This is a genomic window from Pseudonocardia oroxyli, assembly GCF_900102195.1.
In the GTDB taxonomy this organism is placed as follows: domain Bacteria; phylum Actinomycetota; class Actinomycetes; order Mycobacteriales; family Pseudonocardiaceae; genus Pseudonocardia; species Pseudonocardia oroxyli.
Genome location: NZ_FNBE01000008.1, coordinates 62,674 through 85,082, shown reverse-complemented (window position 1 = coordinate 85,082; position 22,409 = coordinate 62,674). Strand labels below are relative to the sequence as shown.

The 22,409-nt window shown below is 73.4% G+C and carries 23 protein-coding genes; 7 read left to right on the top strand and 16 right to left on the bottom strand.

All coding sequences use genetic code 11. The annotated features are described in order from the left end of the window. Window positions 1-28: 28 nt before the first annotated feature. Complete coding sequence (gene dapC / locus BLS43_RS13805) at window positions 29-1,111, bottom strand: succinyldiaminopimelate transaminase (protein WP_176921322.1); 1,083 nt, start codon at window positions 1,109-1,111, stop codon at window positions 29-31. Further along, window positions 1,108-1,434, bottom strand: a complete 327-nt coding sequence (gene fdxA, locus BLS43_RS29990; protein WP_176921321.1) for a ferredoxin — start codon at window positions 1,432-1,434, stop codon at window positions 1,108-1,110. Before fdxA ends, dapC begins: the two co-directional genes overlap by 4 nt. 89 nt (window positions 1,435-1,523) lie before the next feature. Between fdxA and BLS43_RS13800 the strand changes: the two genes are divergently transcribed. After that, entirely contained in the window at window positions 1,524-2,474 is a 951-nt protein-coding gene (locus BLS43_RS13800; RefSeq protein WP_245707488.1) for a GNAT family N-acetyltransferase, read from the top strand. Between the two features lie 13 nt (window positions 2,475-2,487). Here the strand turns inward: BLS43_RS13800 and BLS43_RS13795 are convergent, their stop codons facing one another. The 10 genes from BLS43_RS13795 to typA form a co-directional block, all read right to left on the bottom strand. Next, window positions 2,488-3,225: a hypothetical protein gene (locus BLS43_RS13795; protein WP_093083815.1), complete on the bottom strand. Its 738-nt coding sequence runs from the start codon at window positions 3,223-3,225 to the stop codon at window positions 2,488-2,490. A 7-nt stretch (window positions 3,226-3,232) separates the two neighbouring features. Further along, the gene (locus tag BLS43_RS13790; protein WP_093083812.1) at window positions 3,233-3,586 is read right to left on the bottom strand and encodes a hypothetical protein; all 354 of its coding nucleotides are present in this window, start codon (window positions 3,584-3,586) and stop codon (window positions 3,233-3,235) included. Then, window positions 3,583-4,413: an N-acetyl-1-D-myo-inositol-2-amino-2-deoxy-alpha-D-glucopyranoside deacetylase gene (gene mshB / locus BLS43_RS13785; protein ID WP_093083810.1), complete on the bottom strand. Its 831-nt coding sequence runs from the start codon at window positions 4,411-4,413 to the stop codon at window positions 3,583-3,585. Before mshB ends, BLS43_RS13790 begins: the two co-directional genes overlap by 4 nt. Before the next feature lie 65 nt (window positions 4,414-4,478). Next, the gene (locus tag BLS43_RS13780; RefSeq protein ID WP_093083808.1) at window positions 4,479-5,492 is read right to left on the bottom strand and encodes an ABC transporter ATP-binding protein; all 1,014 of its coding nucleotides are present in this window, start codon (window positions 5,490-5,492) and stop codon (window positions 4,479-4,481) included. Next, window positions 5,489-6,568, bottom strand: a complete 1,080-nt coding sequence (locus BLS43_RS13775) for an ABC transporter ATP-binding protein (protein WP_093084257.1) — start codon at window positions 6,566-6,568, stop codon at window positions 5,489-5,491. The genes BLS43_RS13780 and BLS43_RS13775 overlap by 4 nt, the downstream gene beginning before the upstream one ends. A gap of 17 nt (window positions 6,569-6,585) precedes the next feature. Beyond that, entirely contained in the window at window positions 6,586-7,482 is an 897-nt protein-coding gene (locus BLS43_RS13770; protein ID WP_093083806.1) for an ABC transporter permease, read from the bottom strand. Further along, entirely contained in the window at window positions 7,475-8,455 is a 981-nt protein-coding gene (locus BLS43_RS13765; RefSeq protein WP_093083804.1) for an ABC transporter permease, read from the bottom strand. Before BLS43_RS13765 ends, BLS43_RS13770 begins: the two co-directional genes overlap by 8 nt. A 129-nt stretch (window positions 8,456-8,584) precedes the next feature. After that, a complete protein-coding gene (locus BLS43_RS13760; protein WP_093083801.1) occupies window positions 8,585-10,321 on the bottom strand; it encodes an ABC transporter family substrate-binding protein in 1,737 nt (578 codons plus the stop codon). 242 nt (window positions 10,322-10,563) lie between these two features. Beyond that, complete coding sequence (locus BLS43_RS13755) at window positions 10,564-12,351, bottom strand: ABC transporter family substrate-binding protein (protein ID WP_093083799.1); 1,788 nt, start codon at window positions 12,349-12,351, stop codon at window positions 10,564-10,566. A 69-nt stretch (window positions 12,352-12,420) separates the two neighbouring features. After that, on the bottom strand, window positions 12,421-14,292 hold the full coding sequence (gene typA / locus BLS43_RS13750; protein WP_093084255.1) for a translational GTPase TypA: 1,872 nt from the start codon (window positions 14,290-14,292) through the stop codon (window positions 12,421-12,423). 136 nt (window positions 14,293-14,428) lie between these two features. Here typA and BLS43_RS29985 point away from each other — a divergent pair, with 136 nt between their 5' ends. Beyond that, on the top strand, window positions 14,429-14,578 hold the full coding sequence (locus tag BLS43_RS29985) for a hypothetical protein (RefSeq protein ID WP_176921320.1): 150 nt from the start codon (window positions 14,429-14,431) through the stop codon (window positions 14,576-14,578). Window positions 14,579-14,647: 69 nt separating this feature from the next. Here BLS43_RS29985 and BLS43_RS13745 read toward each other — a convergent pair whose 3' ends face one another. From BLS43_RS13745 to BLS43_RS13730, 4 genes are all read right to left on the bottom strand, one after another. Next, window positions 14,648-15,547, bottom strand: a complete 900-nt coding sequence (locus BLS43_RS13745) for a hypothetical protein (protein WP_143030040.1) — start codon at window positions 15,545-15,547, stop codon at window positions 14,648-14,650. A gap of 72 nt (window positions 15,548-15,619) precedes the next feature. Next, window positions 15,620-16,474, bottom strand: coding sequence for an NUDIX domain-containing protein (locus BLS43_RS31670; protein WP_281245833.1), 855 nt, complete (start codon window positions 16,472-16,474; stop codon window positions 15,620-15,622). A 38-nt stretch (window positions 16,475-16,512) separates the two neighbouring features. Then, complete coding sequence (locus tag BLS43_RS13735) at window positions 16,513-17,838, bottom strand: sensor histidine kinase (protein ID WP_093083790.1); 1,326 nt, start codon at window positions 17,836-17,838, stop codon at window positions 16,513-16,515. After that, window positions 17,835-18,518 (bottom strand): response regulator transcription factor, encoded by a 684-nt coding sequence (locus BLS43_RS13730; protein WP_093083787.1) that lies wholly within the window; start codon window positions 18,516-18,518, stop codon window positions 17,835-17,837. The genes BLS43_RS13735 and BLS43_RS13730 overlap by 4 nt, the downstream gene beginning before the upstream one ends. Before the next feature lie 75 nt (window positions 18,519-18,593). Here BLS43_RS13730 and BLS43_RS13725 point away from each other — a divergent pair, with 75 nt between their 5' ends. From BLS43_RS13725 to BLS43_RS13705, 5 genes are all read left to right on the top strand, one after another. Beyond that, window positions 18,594-19,613 carry a LolA family protein gene (locus BLS43_RS13725; protein ID WP_093083784.1) on the top strand — a complete coding sequence of 340 codons (1,020 nt, stop codon included), beginning with the start codon at window positions 18,594-18,596 and terminating at the stop codon, window positions 19,611-19,613. Then, a complete protein-coding gene (locus BLS43_RS13720; RefSeq protein WP_093083781.1) occupies window positions 19,610-20,677 on the top strand; it encodes an ABC transporter ATP-binding protein in 1,068 nt (355 codons plus the stop codon). Before BLS43_RS13725 ends, BLS43_RS13720 begins: the two co-directional genes overlap by 4 nt. Then, window positions 20,674-21,522 (top strand): ABC transporter permease, encoded by an 849-nt coding sequence (locus BLS43_RS13715; RefSeq protein ID WP_245707484.1) that lies wholly within the window; start codon window positions 20,674-20,676, stop codon window positions 21,520-21,522. The genes BLS43_RS13720 and BLS43_RS13715 overlap by 4 nt, the downstream gene beginning before the upstream one ends. An 11-nt stretch (window positions 21,523-21,533) precedes the next feature. After that, complete coding sequence (locus BLS43_RS13710) at window positions 21,534-21,827, top strand: 4a-hydroxytetrahydrobiopterin dehydratase (protein WP_093083778.1); 294 nt, start codon at window positions 21,534-21,536, stop codon at window positions 21,825-21,827. Window positions 21,828-21,898: 71 nt separating this feature from the next. Next, window positions 21,899-22,384, top strand: coding sequence for a TspO/MBR family protein (locus BLS43_RS13705; protein WP_093083776.1), 486 nt, complete (start codon window positions 21,899-21,901; stop codon window positions 22,382-22,384). The last annotated feature ends 25 nt before the right edge of the window (window positions 22,385-22,409 follow it).

Genomic DNA, 22,409 nt, shown 5'->3' with positions numbered 1-22,409 from the left:
GGAGATCCAGCAGAGATCTAGCGAGGGCCTAGGAGCCGAGCCGCCGCACGGCCTCGTCGATCCGCTCGTCGGTGGCCGTGACGGCGATCCGCACGTGCGACGCCCCGGCCGCCCCGTAGAACTCCCCGGGCGCGGCCAGGATGCCCGACGCGGCCAGCGACGCGATCGTCTCCCGGCAAGGCTTGCCCTCGGTCGTCCACAGGTACAGGCCCGCCTCGGAGTGGTCGACGCGGTACCCGGCGCCCTCCAGCGCCGCGCGCAGCCGCACCCGGCGCTTCTCGTAGAGCGCGACCTGCTCGGCCACGTGCGCGTCGTCCGCGGCGGCCGCGGCCATCGCCGCCTGCACCGGGAACGGGACGATCATCCCGGCGTGCTTGCGGATCTCCAGCAGCGCCTTCACCAGCGCCGGGTCCCCGGCCACGAACGCCGCCCGGTACCCGGCGAGGTTCGACGACTTCGAGAACGAGTGCACCGCGAGCAGCCCCGCGTGGTCCCCCTCGGACACCGAGGGGTGCAGCACCGACACCGCGGGCGCGCCGAAGGACAACGCCAGGTAGCACTCGTCGGAGGCCACCACCGCGCCCGCGGCCCGACAGGCCGCCACGGACTCCCGCAGCTGCGGGGCGGTCAGCACCCGCCCGGTCGGGTTCGACGGCGAGTTCAGCCAGACCAGCTTGGCGCCGGGGGGCGGGGGAGCCCCGTCGGCCACCCGGACGGGCGTGGCCCCGGCGATCAGCGCGCCGACCTCGTAGGTCGGGTAGGCCGTCTCCGGCACCCCCACCACGTCGCCGGAACCCAGCCCGAGCAGCGTAGGCAGCCAGGCGACCAGCTCCTTGGAGCCGATCGTGGGCAGCACTGCCGCCGGGTCGACGGGTGCGCCGAAGCGACGGTCCAGCGACCCCGCGACGGCCGCACGCAGCGACTCCGGCCCGTACGTCGTCGGGTAACCGGGAACGTCGGCCGCCGGCCCGGCCAGGGCCTCGCGGATGACCGCGGGCACCGGGTCCACGGGCGTGCCGACGGACAGGTCCACGAGGCCCTGCGGGTGGGCCGCCGCGGTCGCCTTGGCGTCCGCGAGCGAGTCCCAGGGGAAGTCGGGGAGCCTGTTCACTCGTCGTGCTCGACGGGGGCCATGCTCTTGATCGGCTCCGGGTCGGCCTCGGTCAGCCCGACCTTCGACGCGCCGCCCGGGGAGCCCAGCTCCTCGAAGAAGTCCGCGTTGGCCTTGGTGTACGCGCCCCACTGCTCGGGCACGTCGTCCTCGTAGTAGATCGCCTCGACGGGGCACACCGGCTCGCACGCACCACAGTCCACGCACTCGTCCGGGTGGATGTAGAGCATCCGGCCGCCCTCGTAGATGCAGTCGACCGGACATTCCTCGATGCACGCCTTGTCCTTGAGGTCCACACAGGGCTCGGCGATCACGTACGTCACGGAAGGTCCTCCACAAGCGGGCAGTGGTGTCTGCATGGCAGATTAACCCGCCGGTACCGACGTGAGCATGGGAAGGGGAGCCTCACCAGATGGCCCCTGAGCACGACTGGAGCGCCGCGTTGGGCGAGCGGGTGTCGTTGCGGTTCCGCATCGGCGAACGCGAGGGGCGGCCGCTGTTCAGCGACGCCGTCGGCGTGCTCTCCGACGACGGACCGGGGACCGTCGTGGTCGCCACGCGGCGAGGCCCGGTGCGGGTCGACAGGGAGGCGGTCGTGGCGCTGCGCGTGGTGCCGCCCGCTCCCCCGCGGAGGGCCTCCTGGAGCGCCGTGGCCAGGCTGGAGAACCTCTGCGCGGACGCCTGGCCCGCGCTGGTCGACGAGCCGCTGGGCGCCTGGCGGCTGCGCGCCGCGGGCGGCTACACGAACCGGGCGAACTCGGCCCTCGCGGTCGGCGACCCCGGCCTCCCACCCGACGTCGCCCTCGACCGCGTCCGGGCCTTCGCCGCCGCCCACGGCGTGACCCCGCGGCTGCAGACGCCCATCGGGTCACCGTGGTCGAAGGCCGCCCAGCACGGGGGATGGGTCCTGGAGGCCGGACACGCGGCGGGTGCCGAGGTCGCGGTCCTGGTGACGGACCTCACGGCGGGCGAGGCGGTAGGGCTACCCGCCGAACCGGACGCGGACTGGTGGAGCGTCGGCGGCGGGCCCGCCCACGAGACCGAACGCCGGATCCTCACCGGAGGCCGCACGCTGGGGTTCGGAGTCGAGCGCCGGGCGGGTCGCGTCGTCGGTGCGATCCGGGCGGCCGTGGTGGAGGACCACCTGTACCTGTCCCGCCTGGAGACCGTCCCCGCCGCCCGACGCACGGGGGTCGCGACCCGGCTCACCGCCGCGGCCTGCGCCTGGGGCCACGCACACGGCGCACGGTGGGGGGTCCTGCAGGTGGCGCTGGACAACGCACCCGCCCTCGCGTTCTACGCACGCGAGGGCTGGCGCGAGCACCACAGGTACCACTACCTGGTCGAGCAGCGGGCAGGCTGAACCGCCCGGGACCTCATCGCTCGGCGATCCACTTCTCCGCCTCCCGCGCCGCCTTCTTCAGCCCCGACCACTCGCCGAGGTACTTCCCGAGCACCCCGACGACCGGCAGCATCGCGAGGAACCGGTGGTAGAAGCGGCCGTGGTGGCGCTGGTCGAGCTCGTCCTCCACCGCGAACAACGCGCGGCCCAGCCGCCACACGGCCGAGGCGATCCGGGCCGCCATCGGCGTGTCGCCCTCGGCCAGGTCGCCCTTGATCTCGGTCGCCTTCCGGTCGGCCGCGGCGTCCTCGGTGGCGGACAGGTCGCGCTGGGCCACCTTGCGCCGGAAGAGCACCCAGGCCAGCAGCGCCACCAGCTCGTCCTCGTCGGTGACCCCGTGCTCCCCCGCGACGGCCACGAGCAGCATCCCCTGCGCCGCCGCCCCCACGGCCGACGTGACGGGCAGCCGCTGCGCCAGCGCACCGCCCAGCCCGGGGATCGCGGCGATCGCGGTGGTGAACCGCCCGACCCGCCGGATCCACCAGTGGGTCCGGGCCGCGACGTCCATGTCCGCCCACGCCGCGGTGCCGGGCACCTTGACCGAGGCCAGCCCGTCGAGCAGCTTGTCGCGCACGGAGTCCGAGCCCTCGTGACGACGCGTGCGCAGCCCGAACGGATCGGACTCGCGCAGCGCGCGCAGGATCGGCCGGGTCGCCCGCACGAACGGGCGCAGCACGGCCACGACGGCGGAATCCGAGATCGCGTCACTCACGCGCGAATCATCCCGAATAAGTGGCCTCGAGCGCGCGTCGAGTGGCGATCACCCCGCTGAGCAGGCCTGCCACCAGCAACAACAGGGACTGCCAGGTCGCGGGCAGCAACACGTCCCCGCCGGGGCCCGCGAACCCCAGCACCCCGACGACCACGATCCACACGATCAGGGGTGACGCGATCACCGGCGACGCCGAGGACACGTCGGCCGCGAACCGGATCAGCCACGGCAGCGACAGCAGCGTGATCACCGTGCCGACGGGCACCGGCACGGCACCGATGTAGAGCGGCTGCAGCAGCAGGGCCCAGGCCGCCAGTCCCGCGCCGGCGACGGTGAGCAGGACGATCGTCGCCGCCCTCATGCGAGGAGGTCGTCGGCCGGGGCGGGCCCGGGCGTGGCCAGCTCGTACTCCTCGATGTCGAGGTAGGGCTGGGCGACGTCGTTGCTCATCGCGTAGGCCCCGTCGGCCACCGCGACCTGGGTGGCGTGGGCGCGCATGGCGGCGACGAGCTGCGCCCGGTACGGCGCGACGTCCAGCCGGGTCGTGACCACGTCGTCGGGCACGGTGGGCAGCTCGTCCGGCCCCGGGGTGCGGAACGGGTGCGCGCCGAGCGCGGCCACGCCGGCGTCGAGCAGCGAGCGGGACCGGACGGCGTGGAACACCCTGCGCCCGTCGGCGACGGCGTGCGTCAGCTCGTGCGCGCGCACGTGGTCCGGATGGCCGTAGCCGCCGTCGTCCGCGTAGGACACCAGGACGTCCGGGCGCACGTCGTCCACGACGGCGCGCAGCTGCGCGACCTGCTCGGCGAACGAGTCCGGCCGGGAGAGCGCCCGCGGGTGCAGGGTCGGCAGCGCGACGGCCCGCGTGCCCTCTCCGTGCCCCATCCCGCTGTCCCGCCACCGCCCGGTCCCGCCCAGGTAGTGGTGCTCGGGTGAGCCCAGTGCGCTCAGCGCACCGGCCAGCTCCCCGATCCGGTACCCGCCGAGCTGGTCGGCGCGGTCCGGCGCGAGCTCGCGCAGGGCGGGCGGGATGACCTCGCCCTCCTCGCCGAGCGTGCAGGTGACCACGACACAGCGCACCGCGGGATCGGCCGCGTAGCGGGCGATCGCACCCCCGGTCGAGAGCGTCTCGTCGTCCGGATGGGCATGCACGAACAGCACGCAACGATCTGGCACGGCGAAGAGCATCGCACTAGGGAGCCACAACGCCGTCCACGAGCCCTCCGAACGACAGTTGTGGCTCCACGATGCGGCTAGAGCAGGGCCCGGGACTCCGCGTAGTGGCAGCTCGACGGGTGGCCGTCGCCGCGGTCCACGAGCTCCGGGGGCTGCTCCACGCACCGCGTCTGCTGCTCGCTCGTCAGCTCGTTCGCGAACTTCGGGCACCGCGTGCGGAACCGGCACCCGCTCGGCGGGTTCGCCGGGCTCGGCAGGTCCCCGACGACCGTGATCCGCTCCCGGGCGCGCTCCTTGCGCGGGTCGGGCAGCGGGATCGCCGAGATCAGCGCCTGCGTGTAAGGGTGCGCCGGGGCCGTGAACAGCTGCTCGGACGTGCCGGTCTCCACGATCTGCCCGAGGTACATCACCGCGATCCGGTCCGCGATGTGCCGCACCACCGACAGGTCGTGCGAGACGAACAGGTAGGACAGCCCGAGCTCGGACTGCAGCTCGTCGAGCAGGTTGAGCACGCCCGCCTGGATGGAGACGTCCAGGGCGGACACCGGCTCGTCGAGCACCAGCAGCTTGGGCCGCAGGGCCAGCGCCCTGGCGATCCCGATGCGCTGCCGCTGCCCGCCGGAGAACTCGTGCGCGTAGCGGTTGCCGTGTTCGGGCTTGAGCCCGACGGTCTGCATCAGCGTGCGGACCTGCTCGCGCCCGCCGTCGGCGTAGAGCCCGTGGATCCGCAGCGGCTCGGCGATGATCTCGTTCACCGGCATCCGCGGGTCCAGGGACGCGTACGGGTCCTGGAACACGATCTGCAGCTCGCGGCGCAGCTCCCGCATCCCGCCGCGGCTGATGCCGGTGAGCTCGCGGCCCTTGTAGAGCACCTGCCCCGACGTCGCCGGGATCAGGTTGAGCACCACCCGCGCGGTCGTGGACTTGCCGCAGCCGGACTCGCCGACCAGCCCCAGGGTCTCCCCCTCGGCCAGCTCGAACGACACGTCCGAGACCGCCTGGACGGCCCCGATCTGCCGGCGGACCAGCCCCTTGGAGCGGATCGGGAAGTGCTTGACGACGTTGCGGACGCTGAGCAGCGGCTCACTCACGGGGTCTCCTCCGCCAGCTGGGCGAGGGCGTCGTGATCCGCGACCTCGGTGTCGAACACGTCCTCGGCCTCGGCCCCGACCAGTGCCTCGGCGTGGTGGCAGGCGGCCAGGTGCGTGGCGCTCGTGGTGGCGCGCAGCTCGGGTTCGGTCTCGTCGCACACCTCGGTGTGCTTGGGGCAGCGCGGCCCGAACGGGCAGCCGGGCGGCATGTTGACCACCGACGGCGGCGAGCCCGGGATCGGCGTGAGCCGCTCGCTGGGCCGGTCCATCCGCGGCAGGCTGCCGAGCAGGCCGAGGCTGTAGGGCATGCGGGGGGTGTAGAAGACGTCCTCCGCGGTGCCGATCTCCACGGGCTTGCCCGCGTACATGACCATCACGCGGTCGGCCTGGCCCGCGATCACGCCCAGGTCGTGGGTGATGAGCACCATCGCCGCGCCCGTCTCCTGCTGCGCCGCCTTGAGCGCATCGAGGATCTGGGCCTGCACGGTGACGTCGAGCGCGGTGGTCGGCTCGTCCGCGATGATCACGTCCGGGTCGTTGGCCATGGCGATCGCGATCACGACGCGCTGGCGCATGCCGCCGGAGAGCTCGTGCGGGAAGGACGACGCCCGGTCCCGCGCGTTGGGGATGCGCACCTTGTCCAGCAGCTGCACGGCCCGGTCCAGCGCCGCGGCCTTGGACACGTCGTGGTGCGCGCGGACGGCCTCGGCGATCTGCGCCCCGACCGTGTAGACGGGGTTCAGCGAGGTCATCGGGTCCTGGAAGATCATCGCGATCTTCGAGCCGCGCACCCGGGTCATCTCCGACTCGGACAGCTCGAGCAGGTTGCGGCCGTCGAACCGCACCTCGCCCGTGACCTTCGCGGTGGTCGGCAGCAGTCGCATCACGGCCATGCTGGTCACGGACTTGCCGGAGCCGGACTCCCCCACGATTCCCAGCACCTCGCCGCGGTGCAGCGTGTAGTCCACGCCGCGGACCGCCCGGACGGGACCGTCGCCGGACGGGAAGGTGACGTCGAGGTTCGAGACCTCGAGCACGACCTCCCCGGCGGCGCCCTTGCGGCGCGACGGCGCCAGATCGATCTGCTCCGATGTCACTGGCGCACCTTCGTCTGCTGCGGGTCGAACGCGTCACGCAGGCCGTCGCCGATGAAGTTGATCGTGAGCGCGATGATGATGATGAACAGGCCCGGGAAGTAGAACAGCCACGGGCGGGTGGTCAGCGCCGTCTGCGCCTCGCTGACCAGCAGGCCGAGCGAGGTGTCCGGGGGTGTGACGCCGAAGCCCAGGTAGGACAGCGAGGTCTCGAGCAGGATCGCCAGCGCCACCAGGATGGTCAGGTTGACCAGGATCGAGCCCAACGCGTTCGGCACGAGGTGGCGCAGGATGATCCGGGTGTCGCTCGCCCCGAGCGCCTTCGCGGCCTCGACGAACTCCTTCTCCCGCAGCGACAGCACCACACCGCGCGCCACCCGGGACACGTACGCCCAGTACAGCGCGGCGATGACCAGCGCGATCAGATACCAGCTGCCGCCGAAGTTGTGCGCCAGCATGGCGGCCACGGCGATCAGCGGCAGCGTGAGCACCAGGTCGGAGATGCGCATCATCAGCGTGTCGACCCAGCCGCCGAAGTACCCGGCGACGGAGCCCCACAGCGTGCCGACGAGCGTCGCCAGGATGGCCACGGACACCGACACCTGCAGCGAGATCCGGGTCCCGCGCAGCACCTGCGCGAACTGGTCGCGACCGGCCGAGTCCGTGCCGAACGGATGGTCCCACGAGGGCGGGACGGAGTTGTCCGGGGTGTACTGCCCGGCGTCGTACTTCCAGAGCCAGCCGCCGACGTAGGCCAGCAGGATCAGCACCACGAAGACGCAGAGGCTGACCACGGCCGCGCGGTGCTGCAGGAACCGCCGGAACACCAGCTGTGCCTGGCTGCGCTCCTCGACCGTGAACTCCCGGTCGGGCGACTTCACGAGGGTCTCAGGCATAGCGGATCCTGGGGTCGAGGACGCCGTAGAGCAGGTCGGCGATCAGGTTGAAGGCGATCACCACGGTGGCCGCGATCAGCAGCCAGGACGCCGTCGCGTAGACGTCGTTCATGCGGATCGAGTTCACCAGGTAGTCGCCCATGCCCTTCCACTGGAAGACGTTCTCGGTGACGACGGCGCCGCCGATGATCGAGGCGATGTCCAGGGCGGTGACCGTGGTCAGCGGGATGAGCGCGGTGCGCAGCCCGTGCTTGACCATCACCGTGCGCCGGGTCAGGCCCTTGGCGCGGGCCAGCCGCACGTAGTCGGAGTTCATCACCTCGAGCATCGAGGCGCGGGTGAAGCGGCTCCACGCGGCGTAGGAGATGAGCGCCAACGAGATCGTCGGCAGGATCATGTGCCCGATGATGTCGGCGATGTAGGCGCCGGTACCCTGCGGAGGGGGCACGGACGCCTGGCCGATCGTGTAGATCGCCTGCGTGCCGACGAGGCCGTTGAACTCGATGCCCGCCTGCTTGAGCAGGATCGCGAACCAGAACGCGGGCATCGCCAGGAACAGGAAGCCAAGGAACGTGGCGGTGTAGTCGAACTTGGAGTACTGCTTGACGGCCGTCAGCACGCCGATCACGACGGCCAGGATCAGCGCGATCACCATGGCGAGCGCGATGAGCCGGATCGTGACCAGGAAGCGGTCGCCCAGGTCCGCGCCGATGTTCGCGGTGGACACGACGGAGGGACCGAAGTCCCCGGTGAAGATGCCCCCGAGCCAGGAGAAGTACCGCTGCAGCAGCGGCTGGTCGAGGTGGAGGCGGATTGTTTCCGCGTCGATCACGTTCTGCGGCGCGGGCGGGTTCTTCTCCCGCAGCGGCGCGAGCGGGTCGGCGGACGCCGAACCCAACGCGAAGATGATGAACGACGCGACGATCAGGACCGGTATCGAGTACAGGATCCTGCGCACGGCGAAGGCGAGCATGCGGCCATCTTCCGACTCGTGGTGGGAGTACGGCCCTCGGCCCGCTGGTGGCGGGAGTCAGGCCGCCGTTGCAGGGTAGACCGGGGTGCGGGTCCGCCCCCAGAGGCGGACCCGCACCCGGTCGTCAGGTCACGAGCCGGAGCGGATGCCCCACTCGGACGTGTTGTAGGTGATCCCGTCGAGGGACGCGTTGTTGCGCACGTTGCCCAGGGTGTTCTGCACCGCGGCCAGGGTCGGCTTCTGGTACAGCGGGAGCACGTAGGCGTCCTCGGCCATGATCTTGTCGGCGTCGTTGAGCTGGGCCCGGGCCGCGTTGATGTCGGTGGACGACGCGGCCTCGTTGATCAGCTGGTCGACGGTCGGGTTGACGTACTTGCCGTAGTTCGACGCGGACGTCGACAGCCACAGCTGCTGCGCGCCGCCGAACGGGGCGGGCGACATGATCCAGCCGAACACGATGACGTCGTAGTCACCGGTGGACAGCGTGGTGCCGAGGCTGTCGGTGGTCTGGATCTCGACGTTCACACCGAGCTGCTTGGCCGAGGCCGCGAACAGCTCCGACTCGGTCTGCCGCACGGCGTTGCCCACCGTGTAGCGCATCCGCAGGGTCGGCACGGCCTGGCCGTTCGGCGCCACGAGTGCGGTGCCCACGCCGGTGTAGCCGGCGTCGGTGAGGATCTTCTTCGCCGCGTCGACGTTGCCGGCGCCCTGGCCGGTGGCGGTCAGGTTGTCCTGGTAGCCGTCCTGGCCGGGCACGAACATCTTGTTGGTCAGCGGCTTGATGTCGGAGTTGAACTGCCCGACCGTCTTGCCGATGATGTCCTGCACGTTCACCGAGGTGTAGAGCGCCTGGCGCAGCGCCTTGTCGGCGAGGAACGGGTTCACCAGGTTGAAGTCGAAGTGCTCCCAGCTCAGACCCGCGGCCTGGTACTGCGAGACGTTCGGGATGTTCTGCAGCTGGTTGACGATGTCGACCTGCGGCTGCGGGAACAGCGCCTGGACCTCGTTGTTCTGCAGGGCCAGCGGCTCCTGCGTGGCGTCGGTGATGACGCGGATGACGATCCGGTCCAGCTTCGGCTTGGTCGCGCCGTACCACTTCGGGTTCGGGACCAGCGTCAGCGCGACATTGTCCTGCCAGTTCTCGACCAGGAAGGGACCCGCCGAGTAGTTCGGCACCGTGGACCCGAAGTAGTCGAAGGCCGCCTTGAGCCCGGCCGGGGAGTTCAGGTCGCCCTGCTGGGCGCCGATGTGCGCCGGGAACAGCGGGGCCGCCGAGTTGAACAGGCTCTGCCAGTCGGTGTAGGGCTGGGACAGGGCGACCGTGACGGTCTTGCCGTTGTCCGAGCCGGTGACGCTCTGGATCAGGTCGTAGCCGCCGTTGCCCGCGGTCTCGCACTCGGGGCAGTCCCGGGTGTTCTGCCACTTCCAGGACATCGCGAAGTCGTCCGCGGTGACCGGGGTGCCGTCACTCCAGACCGCGTCCTGCTTGATCTTGTACGTGACCGTGGTCGGGTTCGTGAGGTCGGCCGAGTCCAGCAGGTCCGTGTTCAGCGTCGGCTTGAGGTCCGGCGAGGTGTAGAACGCGTACGTCAGGAGGGGCTTGGTCGCCATCCCGGTCCAGTCCGTGTTGCCCTCGGACGAGATGACGTTCCAGTTGTCGATGTTCTTCTCGGAGGCGAGGGTGACCGTGCCACCCTGCTGGAGCTGGTCCGGCGCCGCCGAGTTACAGGTGTTGGGGTCGGTCGCACAGTCGCCGTAGACCCCGCCCGAGCTGCCTCCGGCGCCGCCGCCACCGCCACAGGCCGCAAGGACAAGGGCCGCCGCCGTGGCGACCGCAGCGGCCGCTGCCGCGCGCGTTCTCTTCATGGATGGAGTTCCTCGATCTCACTGATCAGCATCAGCCCGGTCGGCGCCCGGGTCGGGCACCGGGATCGGCCGGGTGTCCCCTCCCCATGTGGCGGCGAGGGCGTCCGATCCCTCGGCAACTTAGGAAGCCGACACGTGATCCCGCCGGCCGAGTCGCCGATCGTGACCAAAGGGTGACGTGAAGTGGACAGGACGACACATCGTGATTACCCTGGAGTAACTTGCGTCCCGTTCGGGGGACGTCAGTCGGCGGGTGGCACCCAGCGTTGTGCTCCGGTCAGCGGGCCGGTCACCAACGGGCCGGGACCGAACCCCGTCGCGGTGGCAGCGGACCGGGTGCTCACGATGAGCGACGTCTGCTGGAACAGCGGCAGCGCCGGGAGCTGCGCCCACAGCACCCGCTCGATCGTCGCGAGCCTGCCGGGGTCCGGCACCGCGGCCGTCGCCACGGCTTCGAGGTCCGGCTGCAGCACGGCCGAGCAGAAGCCGCCGGGCAGCGCGGGCGGGTTCGGCAGCGCGGCCGTCGGCTCCGGGCACCCGTAGTCCGACGCCAGCTGCGGCCCGACCGGCCCGCCGACCGCGCGCGGGAGCACGAGGACGTCCGCCCGGACCGTGGCGTTCGGCGAGCTCGTGGCGCTCGTGGCCGCGGCGGTGGTGGTGGCGGTGGTGGCCGCCGCGGTGGGAGCGCCGGCCGGAGCCGTGGTCGGCGCGGGGGTGGCGGTCGGGACGGGCGTCGGCGTCGTGGAGGTCGGTGGCGGGGTCGCGGCCACCGTCCGCAGGCTGTACAGGTCCGCGGCGGGCGGCGCCACGACCTCCACCCCGATCCCCGCCGCCTCGAGCTGCCGCGCGACGGCCTGGGCCACCGCCAGGTCGGTGCTCCGCTCCGCCCCCGCGGCCACCACGATGTCCAGCGGCGTGGACCCCAGCACCCACGCTCCCGTCGCCGACCGCGTGTACCCGGCCTCGGTGAGCAGCCGTTCGGCGGCCGCGGGGTCCGGGCCCGCCGGTCCCGTCGGGGCGTAGCCGGGCTGGGACGGGGCGAGCCCGAAGGCGTTCGCGGCCAGGGCCCCGGGTGCGACCTCGGTGCGGATCCGCTCGCGGTCCAGCAGCGACCCGATGGCCTGGCGCACCCGCACGTCCGCCAGCGGGCCGTTGTCCGCGCGCAGCGCCAGGTCGGTGACCGTGGGACGGGGGGCGGGCGTGCCCTCGTAGGCGGCCAGCGCGGACGTGAACTCCGGCTCGGTGGCGGGCATGGCCACGTCGACGCCGCCGGTCCGCAGCGCCTCGGCCATCGGGCCCGCGTCGAGCCTGCGCAGGACGATCTGGTCGAGCGTGGCCGGGGTGGCCCAGTAGAGGTCGTTGCGCGCGAGGGTGACCTCGCCGCGGCCGCGGTCGACCCCGATCACCCGGAAGGGCCCGCCCGACGCCGGCAGCCCGCCCGCCGTCGCCCCGGTCCAGGACCCGGGGGCGTCCTTGAGGATGTGGGCGGGCAACAGGCCGGAGAACAGGTACTGCCACTGCGGGTAGGCCTGGTCGAACACCACGTCGACGGCCTTGCCGCCCGCCCGGGACCGCACGTCGGTGATGTGGCGGTAGCCCTCGCCGTCGACGGTGCCGGGCGCGGACCGCATCTGCTGCCAGAGATAGACGAAGTCCTCGGCGGCGATCGGCGAGTTCGACGACCAGCTCGCCTGCACGTTCAGCTCGTAGGACACGGTGAACGGGCTGGTCGACACGACCTCAGCGCTGGTCGCGACCGTGGTGTCCAGCTGGAGGGCGCCCTCGGCGTCCGGCCGGAACACGCTCGGCAGGACCAGCGTGGACAGTGCCTGGGTGACCGGGGAGCGGTCCGCGAGCAGGTGCGGGTTGAACCCCGCCCCGAGGTCGTCCACCCCGACCACGACCTGCGTCGGGGTCGGCTCCGGCTCGACCGGCGGCGGCTCGGGCGCGGGCGCCACGACGGGGGCGTTCGTGCACGCCGCGAGGAACACCAGCAGGCCGACCACGATCGCCAGCCCGACGCTCCTCATGACCTCATCGTCGCACCGCGACGAGGAGCCCGCCGTAGGGACCCACCGATCCCGGGCGCCGGCCCCGGATCAGCGGGTGACGCCCGCCGCGGCCGCCTTCGCCCGGGCGCGGGCCCGGTTGCGCAGGTGGCTGTCCAGCTCGGTCTTGCGGATCCGGACGTTCTCCGGGGTGACCTCGACGCACTCGTCGTTCGCGCAGAACTCCAGGCTCTGCTCGAGCGTGAGGATCGTCGGCGGGGTGAGCTTGATCAGCTCGTCACCGGTCGACTTGCGCATGTTGGTGAGCTTCTTCTCCCGCACGATGTTGACCTCGAGGTCCTCGTTGCGGGTGTACTCGCCGATGACCATGCCCTCGTAGACCTGGGTGCCCGGGCCGACGAACAGCACGCCGCGGTCGCTCAGCGCGTCCACCGCGTACCCGGTGACGGGGCCGGAGCGGTCCGCGATGAGCGAGCCGCGCAAGCGCGAGGAGATCTCCCCGACCCAGGGGCCGTAGCCGTCGAACACGTGGCTGGCGATGCCCGCGCCGCGGGTGACCGTGAGGAACTCGGTGCGGAAGCCGATCAGGCCGCGCGAGGGGACCCGGAAGTCCAGCCGGACCCGGCTCTCGCCGTGCACCATCTGGATCATCTCGCCCTTGCGGCCTGCGAGCAGCTGGGTGACGGCGCCGAGCGAGTCCGTGGGGACGTCGATCGACAGGTTCTCGAACGGCTCGTGCAGCTTGCCGTCGATCGTCTTCGTGACGACCTCGGGCTTGCCGACGGTCAGCTCGAAGCCCTCCCGGCGCATGGTCTCGACCAGGATCGCCAGGGCGAGCTCGCCGCGGCCCTGGACCTCCCAGGTGTCCGGGCGCTCGGTGGGCAGCACGCGCAGGGACACGTTGCCGACCAGCTCGGACTCGAGCCTGCTCTTGACCTGGCGGGCCGTCAGCTTCTGGCCCGGCTTCGGGTCGCGGCCCACCAGCGGGGACGTGTTGATGCCGATGGTCATCGAGATGGCGGGTTCGTCGACGTGGATGCGCTCGAGCGGGACCGGGTTCTCCGGGTCCGCGAGCGTGTCCCCGATCATGACCTCCGGGATGCCCGCCACGGCGGCGATGTCGCCCGCGACGGCCTCGTCGGCCTGCACCCGGGTGAGGCCCTCGGTGCGCAGCAGCTCGGTGATCTTGACCCGGGTGACGGTCCCGTCCGCCTGGCACCAGCCGACCTGCTGGCCGCGCTTGAGCACGCCCGCGCGGACGCGGCAGAGCGCGATCCGGCCGAGGAAGGAGGTCGCGTCGAGGTTGGTGACGTGGGCCTGCAGCGGCGCCGTCGGGTCGTCCTTCGGCGCCGGCACGACGTCGAAGAGCACGTCGAACAGCGGCTGGAGGTCCTCGGAGTCCGGCAGCTCGCCGTCCCCGGGGCGGTTGCGGCTGGCGCGGCCCGCGCGGCCGGAGGCGTAGACGACCGGCAGGTCCAGCAGGTGCGCGGTCTGGTCCTCGTCGAGGCCCAGCTCGTCCGCCAGCTCGAGCAGCAGCTCCAGCGACTCGTCGACGACCTCCTCGATGCGGGCGTCCGCACGGTCGGTCTTGTTGACGACCAGCATCACGGGCAGGCCCGCGGAGAGCGTCTTGCGCAGCACGAAGCGGGTCTGCGGCAGCGGCCCCTCGGACGCGTCGACCAGCAGCACCACGCCGTCGACCATCGACAGCCCGCGCTCCACCTCGCCACCGAAGTCGGCGTGGCCGGGGGTGTCGATCACGTTGATCGTCACGCCCTGCCAGTTCACCGTGGTGTTCTTGGCGAGGATGGTGATGCCCTTCTCGCGCTCGAGGTCACCGGAGTCCATGACCCGGTCCACCGGCTCCGCGCGCTCACCGAAGGCGCCGGACGCGCGCAGCATCGCGTCGACCAGGGTCGTCTTGCCGTGGTCGACGTGCGCGACGATCGCGACGTTGCGCAGGGCGCGGGTGGTGCCGCCTGCACTCGATCCTGTGGAGGTCGAGCCGGCGGGAGCGGAAACAGCAGAGGTCACGTTTCTACGGTACTGGCACTGATCCCTGGACCTTCGCCCGCGGCGAGCATAGGCTCGCCTCACCATGCCCAAGGTGAAGAAGAAGTGCTGCCGCTCGAAGCCGAAGCGGTGCAAGAGCTGCCCGGTGGTGCACCTGCGCCTCAAGAAGGCGGGCGCGGATGACCTGAGCGGCAAGGACTTCCAGAAGGCGCTGAAGATCGCCCGCGTCTACTGAGGACCGGAGCCTGCCCGCCGGGCCCTTCTGGATCGATGACGAAGGTCACAGGGTGATCCACGCCGCTGATCAGCTCGCGGTCCGGCTCCCGACGACCGCCGCGACCACCTCCTCGGCCGGATCGGCCACGCCGTAGCGCACCACGCGCCACCCCTCGCGGGCGAGCACGCCGTCTCGCCAGGCCTCGCGCACCCGCCGCTCCTCGTCCAGCACCACGGCCGGGTCCGCCGCCTCCAGTGCCGCCCTGAGCTGCGGGAACGCCACCCCGACCACGAGCCCGGCCGCCGGATGGTCCCGCCGCCACCCCGCGATCCGCGCGGCGCGCAGGTGGGCGACCAGCCGCCCCCGGGCGGCGGCGACGGCGCGGTCCGCCGCCCCGAGCAGCAGCGCCTGGCCACCGACCGCGTCGCGGCCTCCCGGACTCCGCGCGGCCGCGGCCGCGAGCGCCCCGAAGTCCGCACCGGCGCGCAGCGTCCGATCGAGGAACGGTCCGCCCGCGGGCCCGAGCTCGACCGCCGCCTCCAGCACCGACAGCGCCGGTGCCGTCACCGCCAGCCCGCGCAGGCGGACGCGGTCGGCCGGGTGCACGTCCCGGCGGCGGACGGTGACGTCCTCCCGGCCGCGCACCGGCCGCCCGCGGGGCACCGTGACCGCCACCGTGGCGGGCGGTGGCGCCAACCCGTGCCACCAGGCGGCCGCGAGCCCACTCAGCACCGCCTCCTCACCCGCCCAGGACACCGCGGCCCACATGCGGGCCGCCTCGCTCGGCGGGTGCCGCGCGTCCCGGTACACCTGGGGATGCACCGGCACCCACCGCCGCGTGGCCAGCCGCCGGTCCACCCTCCCCCGGGTGATCCCGCACGCGAGCGCCTGCCCTCGCGTGATCACCCCCGCCTGCCGCCGCAGCAGCTCCTCAGCCGCCGCAGCCGCTTCAGCCGCCAGGTAGGTCCCGCGCATCGCCGTCGTCATGCGTACTGAGACGGAGCCCGGGCCGCCGCGGTTCCGCCCGAGCCATGATCATGTCCCCGGGGCTCGTTCCGGTCACCCCGGGCGATCACCGGCGACGAGGGCGCGGAGGTCGGGGACCAGGGCCCGGTCGGCCTCGACCCAGGCGACCGTGGGCAGCTCCGCCGGGGCCAACCAGCGGACCGCCCGGTGCTCGAGCGCCTGCGGCTCACCGGCGGCGAGCGTCGCCGCGTGGATGCGCAGCGTCCGGTCCCGGCCCCGCACGGTGATCGGCAGGTCCGTCCCGACCCGCTCCCCCACCCGCACGTCCGCCCCGAGCTCCTCACGACACTCCCGGGCCAGCGCGGCGGGCTCGGTCTCCCCCGGCTCGACGGACCCGCCCGGCAGCTCCCACCGGCCCGCCAGCTCCGGCGGGTGGGCCCGCTGCGCGGCGAGGACCGTGCCGTCCCGCACGATCGCCGCCCCGACGACGACCGGCCCGGCCGCGAGCTCCTCGGCCCGGCGGCGGTAGACGACCGCGCGCGCGTCGACCATCCGGTCGATCAGCCTGCGGACCAGCAGCGCGTCGGCGACCCGGCCCGCCGGGCCGAACGGCGAGCGCCACGCGATCTCGTCCCGCAGGGTGGTGCCGGTCCCCGTGTCGTGCAGGGTCGTCGTGTGGACCAGGGAGGTCGCCAGGCCGCGCACCGCCTCGGACGTCATCCCCTCAGGGCCCACCGAGCGGATCCGCGAGACGTACCGGAGCCGGACCCCGGGCAGGAGCGCGGCGTCGAGCACCACCTCGTCCCCCGCGATCAGCAACCGGACCGACGAGGAGAACCGGTGCCCGGCGAGGGTCAGCGACTCGGCGGCGGCGTCGCAGTCACGCACCACCCCGGCGACGAGCCTGCGGGGAGCGGCGACGAGCGTCGAGCGGGTGAGCACCGGCACCGGGTGATCGTGCCAAACCCGGCGCCACGTCGACTCACTCACGGTCCGGGTGCGGGCCAGCGGGCTTCGAGGCGGGCGCCGCCCCAGGCGGACTCGCCCGCCGTCACCTCCCCGCCCCGGCCGCGCACCAGTGCCTGCACCAGGGCCAGGCCCAGGCCCGCGTGGCCGCCGCTCGCCTCCTGGGAGAGCCGGGTGAAGCGGTCGAAGACCCGCAGGCGGTCCGCCGCGGGGATGCCGGGTCCGTCGTCGGACACCACGAGGCGGGTCCAGCGGCCCGCGGGGAGGACCTCGATCCGGACCCGGGTCCGCGCGTAGCGCGAGGCGTTGCCGAGCAGGTTGTCCAGGACCAGCCCGACCTCGGCCGCGGTGGCGACGACCAGCGCGGACTCCGGCCCGAGCAGCTCGGGCGCCGGGCCGGTCGTCACCCGGTCGAGCGCCGCGTGGGCCTGCATGACGACGTCGACCGGCCCCGGGTCCGCGCGTCGGCCCGCGTCCGCGCGCGCCAAGGCCATGAGATCGGACAGCAGCCCGGACAGGCGCTGGGCCTCGAGGGCCACCTCGCGCAGCGTCTCGTCCGCCAGGGCGGGATCCGGGTGCGCGACCGCCACCTCGGCCTGGGCGCGGATCGCCGCGACCGGGGACCGCAGCTCGTGGGCGGCGTCCCCGGTGAAGCGCTCCAGCCGGGCGACGGCGTCGTCCCGGCGGGCGAGCAGCGAGTTCAGCTCCTCGGCCAGCGCCCGCAGCTCGTCGTGGGCGACCGGCAGCGGCAACCTGCGCCCGGGCGGGAGGGCGGCGGCCGCGGCCCGCATCCGGTCGACCGGGCGCAACGCCGCACGGGTCGCCGACCAGGCCGCGAGCGCCACCACCACCGCCACGACCAGCGCCGCCACCAGGAACCCGACGGCGGCGCGCGCCAGCAGGGTCGCCCCGCCGACCAGGTCCCCGGAGGCCAGCACGAGCCGGGTGGTGCCGTCCGGCAGCACGGCGGGTTCGGCGATCCAGCGCGCGGCGGCGCCGCCGGCCACGACGTTCGCGGCCTCGCCCGCCGCCAGCGTGCGGACCTCCTTCGGCGACATGGGCAGCGGCCCGCGCCCGTCGACCGGGGTGCCCGCCGTGTCGGTGATCCGGATCGTCGGCAGCACGGTCGGGTCGGTGACCGCCGCCCCGCCCTCCAGCCGGGAGACGACGGCCCCGGCCTGGTGGTTCAGCTCGTTGTCCGCCGCGCCGAGCAGCGTGGAGTACAGCAGCGTGACCCCGAGCCGCGCGAACAGGACGAGCGCGACCACCGCCACCCCGCCGACCACCACCGTGATCCGGGTCCGCAGCGTGCGCCGCCGCCACCAGGCCCGGGCTCGTCTCGTCATCCCGACCCGACGAGGTACCCGGCCCCGCGGACGGTCCGCAGCACGTGCCCGGCACCGACCGCGTCGAGCTTGCGGCGCAGGTACCCCACGTACACCTCGACGACGTTCCGACTCGCGGCCTGCTCGTCCCCCCACACCAGCCGCAGCAGCTCGTCCTTGGCCACCGCGGTGTCCGGCCGCGAGGCGAGCGCGTGCAGCAGCTCGAACTCCCGCGGGGACAGCTCGACCGGCGCGTCCTCCCAGGTCACCGACCGCGAGGCCGGGTCCACGACGAGCCCGCCCAACCGCACCCGCTGCGCGGTCCGGCCGAGCGTGGCGTCCCGCCTGCGCAGCATCGCCTTCAGCTGCGCGACGAGCACGACGAACGAGAACGGCTTCACCAGGTACCCGTCGGCGCCGAGGTCCAGCCCGTCCGCCTGGTCGACCTCGCCGTCCTTGGCCGACACCAGCAGCACGGGGGTGTCGACGCCCGCGGCGCGCATGTGTTCCAGGACCCGGTACCCGGACAGCCCGGGGATGATGATGTCCAGCACCACGGCGTCGAACCCGCCGGTCAGGGCGGCGCGCAGGGCGGAGTCCCCGTCCCCGACCGCGACGATCTCCATGCCCTCGGCGGTGAGCCCGCGGGTCAGCGCCGTGCGCACCCCGGGCTCGTCGTCCACCACCAGCACCCTGGCCATCACCGCAGAAGCTACCGCGCGGACCGCGGCGATCGGCTGAGCCGCTCTCAGGTCCGATACGTCAGGCTGTGTCCCATGCGAACCAAGCTGTGGGCCCGGATCGGGTCGGGGGTGGCCGTCGCCGGCGTCGTCGGCCTGGGTCTGGTGGCGATCCCGGCGGGCGCGGGCGCGCAGCCCGAGCTCCCGCCGGTGTCCGCGGAGGAGCTGGTCGCCTCCGTCGGGCAGACCTCGCCGGGGCCGTTCGGCGGGACCGTCGAGGTGGACAACGCGCTCGGTCTCCCGGCGATCCCCGGCGCCCCGGCGCAGCTCGCGAACGGCACCTCGGACGTCCGGATCTGGTCGGACGGCACGGGCCGGGGCCGGGTCTCGCTGCCCTCGGCGCAGGGCGAGCGGACCCTCGTCTCCGACGGCACGACGGCCTGGGCGTACGACTCCGAGGACCGCACCGCCGTCCGCAAGCCCGTGACGGCGCACGAGGTCCAGCCCGCCGACCCGACGCGCTCGGCCACGGACGCGATCGCGCAGCTGCGCCAGACCAGCACGGTCAGCGTCGACGGCACCGCGGAGGTCGCGGGCCGACCCGCCTACGAGCTGGTCCTCACCCCGAACCCCACCGAGCGCACCCTGCTGCGCGAGGTCCGGATCGCCGTCGACGCGGAGAAGCGGGTGCCGTTGCGGCTCACCGTGCTGGCCAACGGCTCCCCGGACCCGGCGTTCGAGGTCGGCTTCACCGACCTGACCTTCGGCCCGCAGGACCCGGCCCTGTTCACCTTCACCCCGCCGCCCGGCACCACGGTGACCGACGCGCCCGAGGGCACCGGCGAGAAGCCGCAGCGTCCGGAGGGGGTCCAGCCCACGGTCGTCGGGGACGGCTGGGACACGGTGGTCGTGGCCCGGGCGCCGCAGGGTGACCGCTCGCAGCAACGCCCCGAGGGCGCCCCCGACCTCTCCCAGCTCGGGACCCCGGTCTCGGGTCCCTGGGGCAGCGGTCGGCTGATCAGCACCGCGGTGGCGAGCGCGATCGTCACCGACGACGGGCGGATCGCCGCGGGCGCCGTGCCGGAGCAGGTCCTGACGGAGGCCCTGGCGAGATGACCGCCGTGGACGTGCGGGAGGCTGCGCGGGTGACCTCGGGATCCGGTCCAGCCCCCGCCGCCCGGGCCGTGGGCCTGCGCAAGGTCTACGGCCGGACCGTCGCCGTGGACGGGATCGACCTCGAGGTCCCGACGGGCGCGGTCCTGGGGATGTTGGGCCCCAACGGTTCCGGCAAGACGACCCTGATCAGGATGCTGCTCGGGCTCACCCGCCCCACCGCGGGATCGGCCGAGCTGCTCGGCGAGACCGAGCAGACGCGCGCCCTCCCGCACGTCGGCGCGCTGGTCGAGGGGCCGGGCTTCCACCCGTTCCTCTCCGGCCGGGAGAACCTGCGCCGCGCCGCCGCCGCCGAACCGCTGCTGACGTCCGGGGCGATCCCCGGCGCCGTCGACACCGCGTTGGAGCGGGTCGGGCTCGGCCACGCCGCCGACCGCCGGTTCCGCGGCTACTCCCTCGGCATGAAGCAGCGGCTCGGGCTGGCCGGGGCGCTGCTGGTGCCGCGCAGGCTCGTCGTGCTCGACGAGCCGACCAACGGCCTGGACCCGGCGGGCACCCGGGACGTCCGGACGATCATCGGTGAGCTCCACGAGTCGGGCTCCACGGTGATCGTCTCGTCCCACCTGCTGGCCGAGGTCGAGGCCACCTGCACGCACGTCGCGGTGCTGCGGTCCGGGTCGCTGCTCGCCGCGGGTGCGTTGTCCGGGCTGCTGGACTCCGGCATCGGCGGGCTCGAGGTGACCACCCCGGACGTCGGGCTGGCGCTGTCCACGCTCGACGGCGTCGGTGCGGTCGCCGCGCCGGGCGGGCCGGGGATCGTCGTGACGGACGGACCGGAGGCACCCGAGATCGTCGCGCTGCTGGTGCGGGCGGGGGTCGCGGTGCACGAGGTGCATCGGCGCAGGCCGCGCCTGGAGGAGCTGTTCGCGCAGCTGACCGAGGGCGACGGCGGAGTCCCGAGCATCGGCACCGAGGGCGACAGCGGAGTCCCGAGCATCGGCACCGAGGGCGACGGCGAGACCATCGGTTCCGCGACCATCGGTTCCGAGAAGGGGGTGCGGCGGTGACCGCCGTGGCCGAGACCGCCGTCGGCCCGGAGCGCACGGCCGCTCCGCTGGGTCGGCTGCTGGCCGCCGAGGTGCGGTGGGTGTTCCGGCGCCCCCGCACGCTGATCACGCTGGGGCTGTTCGCGCTGATCCCGGTGCTGGTCGCGGTGGGGGTGGTGGTCGCGGACCGCAACGGGCCCGGGCTCATCGGCGCCGTCGCGGGCAACGGGCTGGTGCTGCCGATCGCCGCGTTGACCCTCGCGCTGGCCCTGCTGCTGCCGCTGGCCACCGCGATGGCCGCGGCGGACGCGCTGGCGGGCGAGGCCGCGCACGGCACGCTGCGCGGGTTGCTGCTCGCACCGGTGAGCAGGGTGCGGCTGGTCGGGGTGAAGGCGTTCGGGGTGCTCGTGGTGGCGGCCGCAGCGGTGCTGGTGATCGCCGTCGTCGGGGTGCTGGCGGGGATGGTCGTGGTCGGCAGCGCCGACGGGCAGATGGTCACGTTGTCCGGCACCACGCTCGGGTTCGGCGAGGGCGTCGCGCGGGTCGGGCTGGTGGCCGTGTGGGTGCTCGGGCAGCTCGCCGCGGTCGGGGCGGTGGCGCTCGCGGTGTCGTCGCTGACGGAGCACCCGCTCGTCGTGCTGGCGAGCGTGTTGGGCGGGCTGATCGCGTTCGGGGTGCTGTCCGCGATCCCGGCGCTGGACTGGCTGCAGCCGTGGCTGTTGACCAGTGGGTGGACGGCGGCCACGGACGCCCTGCGCGATCCGGTCGCGCTGGACGCGATGGGCTCGTCCACCGTGCGCGCCCTGTGCTATGCCGCGATCGGCCTGGGCATCACCGTCTGGCGGATGCAGCGCCGGGACGCCTAGCCTCGGGCGCCATGGCCGCACTGCTGAGCGACGCCGAGATCACCGCCGCCCTCGCCGATCTGGACGGGTGGGAGCGGGACGGGGACGCGATCGTCCGCACCGCCGAGCTCCCGTGCTTCCGCGCCGCGATCGCCGTCGTGGACCGGGTGGCGGAGGACGCCGAGGACCGGGACCACCACCCGGACATCGACATCCGCTGGCGCACCCTCACCTTCCGCCTGAGCACCCACAGCGAGGGCGGCCTCACCGGCAAGGACACCGCCCTGGCGAAGAAGATCGACTCCCGCGTGGAGGAGGCCCGCTAGCAAGCGGCGCAGTGTGGCTCCGGGGTGGGTTCGGCGCGCGAGAATTGTCTCGATCGTCGAGACTATTCGGCATGACCGTGCACTCCTCCCGCACCCGCCCGCCCGCGGCGCTCGCGCTGTTGGGCTTCCTCGTCGCCGTCGCGATCGTCGCCGTCGTCGGCGGGCTCGCGTCCGCCTCTGCCGCCGAGCAGTACGCCGGGTTCGTCCAGCCCTCGTGGGCGCCTCCGTCGTGGCTGTTCGGTCCGGTGTGGACGGTGCTCTACCTGCTGATCGCCGTCTCCGGCTGGCTGGTGTGGCGGCGCAGCGGGCTGACCGCGCCCGCCCACGTCGTGTACGGCGTGCAACTGCTGCTGAACATGGCCTGGACGCCGCTGTTCTTCGGCGCGGGCCGGTTCGGGCTCGCGTTCGCCGAGATCGTCCTGCTCTGGCTGTCGATCGTGGCGACGACGGTGCTGTTCGCGCGGCACAGCAGGCCCGCCGCCTGGCTGCTCGCGCCCTACCTGGCCTGGGTGACGTTCGCGTCCGCCCTCAATCTGGCCATCTGGACGCTCAACTGACGTGTAGGGTGATCCTCGTGGCGCG

What these genes read in the sequence shown, in the direction of transcription:
- BLS43_RS13800 (WP_245707488.1), top strand. Translation starts at nt 1,524, where the DNA reads ATGGCCCCTGAGCACGACTGGAGCGCCGCGTTGGGCGAGCGGGTGTCG.
- BLS43_RS13790 (WP_093083812.1), bottom strand. Translation starts at nt 3,586, where the DNA reads ATGAGGGCGGCGACGATCGTCCTGCTCACCGTCGCCGGCGCGGGACTG.
- mshB (WP_093083810.1), bottom strand. Translation starts at nt 4,413, where the DNA reads ATGCTCTTCGCCGTGCCAGATCGTTGCGTGCTGTTCGTGCATGCCCAT.
- BLS43_RS13770 (WP_093083806.1), bottom strand. Translation starts at nt 7,482, where the DNA reads ATGCCTGAGACCCTCGTGAAGTCGCCCGACCGGGAGTTCACGGTCGAG.
- BLS43_RS13765 (WP_093083804.1), bottom strand. Translation starts at nt 8,455, where the DNA reads ATGCTCGCCTTCGCCGTGCGCAGGATCCTGTACTCGATACCGGTCCTG.
- BLS43_RS13760 (WP_093083801.1), bottom strand. Translation starts at nt 10,321, where the DNA reads ATGAAGAGAACGCGCGCGGCAGCGGCCGCTGCGGTCGCCACGGCGGCG.
- BLS43_RS13755 (WP_093083799.1), bottom strand. Translation starts at nt 12,351, where the DNA reads ATGAGGAGCGTCGGGCTGGCGATCGTGGTCGGCCTGCTGGTGTTCCTC.
- BLS43_RS29985 (WP_176921320.1), top strand. Translation starts at nt 14,429, where the DNA reads ATGCCCAAGGTGAAGAAGAAGTGCTGCCGCTCGAAGCCGAAGCGGTGC.
- BLS43_RS13745 (WP_143030040.1), bottom strand. Translation starts at nt 15,547, where the DNA reads ATGACGACGGCGATGCGCGGGACCTACCTGGCGGCTGAAGCGGCTGCG.
- BLS43_RS13735 (WP_093083790.1), bottom strand. Translation starts at nt 17,838, where the DNA reads ATGACGAGACGAGCCCGGGCCTGGTGGCGGCGGCGCACGCTGCGGACC.
- BLS43_RS13730 (WP_093083787.1), bottom strand. Translation starts at nt 18,518, where the DNA reads ATGGCCAGGGTGCTGGTGGTGGACGACGAGCCCGGGGTGCGCACGGCG.
- BLS43_RS13725 (WP_093083784.1), top strand. Translation starts at nt 18,594, where the DNA reads ATGCGAACCAAGCTGTGGGCCCGGATCGGGTCGGGGGTGGCCGTCGCC.
- BLS43_RS13720 (WP_093083781.1), top strand. Translation starts at nt 19,610, where the DNA reads ATGACCGCCGTGGACGTGCGGGAGGCTGCGCGGGTGACCTCGGGATCC.
- BLS43_RS13710 (WP_093083778.1), top strand. Translation starts at nt 21,534, where the DNA reads ATGGCCGCACTGCTGAGCGACGCCGAGATCACCGCCGCCCTCGCCGAT.
- BLS43_RS13705 (WP_093083776.1), top strand. Translation starts at nt 21,899, where the DNA reads ATGACCGTGCACTCCTCCCGCACCCGCCCGCCCGCGGCGCTCGCGCTG.